The following is a 3,751-nucleotide window of genomic DNA, read 5'->3' as shown; positions in this document are numbered from 1 at the left end:
GGAACAGGCCGAAAAGCCTGTTCTTGAGAATGCTGAAATATCTCAGTTTTAACTCACATTTTTAGTTAGGAAATTTCAGTGCAGAATGCCCTAACAGCTTCGGCAAACTCTTGGTTATGCTCGATTAATGCCATGTGTCCTCCTTTCTGTATAGTAACTAGCTCTGCTTGAGGCAATTCTGCTTTCATCCGCAGGCTAGCTGGGGGAGTAGTGGCGATATCTGAATCGCCGCAGATCACCAACACTGGAATGTCAATCGATCGCAAAGTTTTTGTTTCATCAAATTTGAGCATTCCCAGTGTGCCGCGAGCGAGAACGCCGGGAGAACCCAAGGCTGATAAGAAAGCTGAGAACTCTAATTGACCGCGCGTTTCAGTGCCTTTAAATCCCGATAATTCTACACTGATGTGCAGTGAACCATTGAGATAGCTCAGCCAAGTCATTCCCCACATAATCGGTTCAAGAGCTATGGTGAGGTAGAGCATAGGTTGAAGCAGCGGCTTTTGCAAAGCGCGTAATAAACTGCTAAAAATAGCGGTTTTGACGGGATTAGTATAAGTCGTATCTACCAGAATTAAACCAGCTACTCGACTACCGAGAAGTTCTGGGAAAAGCCGACTGAATGTTAGAGAAATCATGCCACCCATGCTGTGTCCGAGTAGGATAACAGGTTTATTTCCTGCTATGGCAATGACGGCTTCAAGATCGCGGGCAAATTTTTCTAGGGAGTAGTCACTGTTTTTTGGTCGAGTGGATTTTCCCAGGCCTGGAAGATCCCAAACAATCACTCGGTAGCGATCGCTTAGTTGCCGTTTCGCGTAATACCAAACCATACTGTTCGGCCCCCAACCGTGCGAGAGAATAATCGGCTGTCCGTCCTCCGGGCCGTAGAATTCTACTTGTAAAATAGTGCCATCAGGCCTCTCTACCCGCTGCACCGTACCCGTCCGCGTGGGCTTCGGTTCGTCAGCACCGGGGCGGCGGAACAGCGGCAAACTGATAAAGCGGCCGCCAACACACCAAAGAAGCATCAACACTCCGCTGATTAAGTAGGAAATCCCTACCAGTGCGCCGATGTACCATTCGTAAATAATGTATATACCTGTGCCAAGTACCCCGATCGACAGCAGTCCCACCAGCCATAGGAACAGGAAATTGAAGGGCATGAACGGCATAAGCTGAAACCTTGGGTAGGATTTTGGTTGCGAATTCAAACAGGATCATACTTAGGTTAGGCCACAGTAAGCAAGCGGTAAGTTAAGCTCTTAATTTGTGCGCTGGTGGAATTTAATTTATTGATGTGCCCAAGTAATGACCGAAAGCATCCAGGATACCCACCACGTGATTCATCCGTCCAGAAATAAAAAACCTGTATCCAATAAAGGAACCCCCGAATTTATCTGTGGGGTCAATGCTTCAATTCTAAAATCTAAAATCTAAAATCTAAAATCTAAAATCTAAAATCGATTGACAGGATGACTCAAAATGCCAGAGCCAAAAATATCGAGTTCATCGCCAAATGCCAGAGATTCTGTCAGCGTGGAGTTAGTTGAGTTTTTATCTTACCTTCGCAGTCTAGATATTAATATTTTTGTTGAGGGATCTCGCCTGCGCTGCAACGCTCCCGAAGGAATTATTACACCCAAACTTCGCGCCGAAATTTCTCATAAAAAAGCCGAAATTATTTCATTTTTAAAAGCAGCTAATCGTACTTCTAGTTTCACTCCTACACCGATTGTTCCTATGGGGCGGGACGGAAATCTACCGCTTTCCTTTGCACAGCAGCGCTTGTGGTTTCTCGACCAATTAGTCCCGAACAATCCTTTTTATAATGTTCCCGCAGCCTTGCGTTTGACAGGTTCGCTCAATTTTTCGGCGCTGCAAAAAACCTTCAATGAAATTGTGCGCCGCCACGAAGCTTTACGAACGAATTTAGCAGTAGTTTCGGGGCAACCTGTTCAGAAAATAGCTGCTGCTTTCCACCTCCCGATTAATGTAGTGGACTTGCGAAACTTGCCCAAGGAATCTAGACAAAATGAAGCAAACAGGCTCACGGCCCAGGAAGCTCAACGCTCTTTCAATTTGTCCAATGACTTGTTGCTGCGAGTCACATTATTGCAGTTAGATGATGCCGAATATTTACTAATGCTGAATATGCACCACATTGTCTCCGATGGTTGGTCTATCGGAGTGCTAATTCAGGAATTAGGCGCACTTTACACGGCATTTGCTAGCGAAAAACCTTCGCATTTACCGGATTTGTCGATCCAGTATGCTGATTTTGCAAAATGGCAGCGCGAATGGCTGCAAGGGGAAGTTTTAGAAACGCAGCTTGCTTACTGGCGACAGCAGTTAAACGGGATTTCTATGCTAAATTTGCCTGCGGATAGACCCCGGCCAGCAATTCAAAGTTACCGAGGCAAAAGGCAATTTTTGCAACTGCCAAAACAACTGAGCGAGGCTTTAGAAACGTTGAGCCAGCGTGAAGGAGTGACGCTGTTTATGACAATGCTGGCAGCTTTTAAAACGTTGCTTTACCATTACGCGCAGCAAGAAGATATTGTTGTAGGTTCGCCGATCGCCAATCGCAACCGCAGTGAAATTGAAGGATTAATCGGTTTTTTTGTCAACAGTTTGGTATTGCGTACAGATTTGTCGGGAAATCCAACTTTTCGGGAACTTTTAAACCGAGTCAAAGAGGTAGCATTAGGAGCTTACGCTCACCAAGATTTGCCGTTTGAGAAGTTAGTAGAAGAACTGCACCCCGATCGCGCCTTGAACCAAAATCCCTTATTTCAGGTGGCGTTTGCGCTGCAAAACGCGCCGGGGAATCAGTTAGAATTGCCAGAATTAACACTCAGCCCGCAGCAGTTAGATGTGGGTACAGCGCGGTTTGATTTGGAGTTTCATTTGTGGGAGCGATCGCCCAACACTTCGGGAAGCAACCAATCGCCCAGCAATAAGCTGTGGGTTGATAGCTCGGAGGGCATCAGCGGCATGGTTATTTACAGCGCCGATTTGTTTGATGAAGCTACGATTAGCCGCCTGATCGGGCATTTTCAAACCTTGTTAGAAAGCATTGTGACAAATCCCGAACAGCGCCTAGCAAACTTGCAATATTTGAGCGCCAAAGAGCGCTATCATTTGTTAGTTGAATGCAACAATACTCAGGCGGATTATCCGCAAGATTTGTGCATCCATCAGCTATTTGAAATGCAGGCCGATCGGACACCGGATGCGGTGGCGCTGGTATTTGGAGAGGAGCAAGTCACCTATCGAGAGCTAAATCTCCGCAGCAACCAACTAGCACGTTATCTGCAAAAAATGGGGGTTGGGGCGGAAGTTTTAGTCGGGCTTTGCTGCGGGCGATCGCTCGATCTGATCGTGGGGATGTTGGGTATCCTGAAAGCGGGAGGAGCTTACTTAATTTTAGATCCGAGCTATCCTGCTGAGCGATCGAGCTTTATGCTAAAAGATGCTCAAGTGTCAGTATTGCTTACCCGCCAGGGAATAAATTCCCTGTCTAATAGCGAAAGTCGTCTAAAGACGACGGTCGGAGGACAAGTTTCCAGTCGGCTTCAGCCGACTTCAGCTATGAGCCAGGGAATTTATTCCCTGGTGGATGATGGCGAAGTGCAAAATTTAGAAACACAGTCAGATGATAAAATTCACCATCTAAAGACGACGGTCGGAGGACAAGTTTCCAGTCGGCTTCAGCCGACTTCAGCTATGAGCCAGGGAATTTATTCCC

The 3,751-nt window shown here is 46.5% G+C and carries 2 protein-coding genes; one reads left to right on the top strand and one right to left on the bottom strand.

Annotated elements, in window-relative coordinates:
* Positions 1 to 65: 65 nt before the first annotated feature.
* On the bottom strand, positions 66 to 1,175 hold the full coding sequence (locus QT984_RS00895; protein WP_333054370.1) for an alpha/beta hydrolase: 1,110 nt from the start codon (positions 1,173 to 1,175) through the stop codon (positions 66 to 68).
* Positions 1,176 to 1,485: 310 nt separating this feature from the next.
* Between QT984_RS00895 and QT984_RS00890 the strand changes: the two genes are divergently transcribed.
* A partial coding sequence (locus tag QT984_RS00890; RefSeq protein ID WP_333372815.1) for a condensation domain-containing protein occupies positions 1,486 to 3,751 on the top strand: 2,266 nt, incomplete at its 3' end.

Source organism: Microcoleus sp. Z1_B2, assembly GCF_036700325.1.
In the GTDB taxonomy this organism is placed as follows: Bacteria; Cyanobacteriota; Cyanobacteriia; order Cyanobacteriales; family Microcoleaceae; genus Microcoleus.
This window is presented reverse-complemented; position numbering and strand designations above follow the sequence as displayed.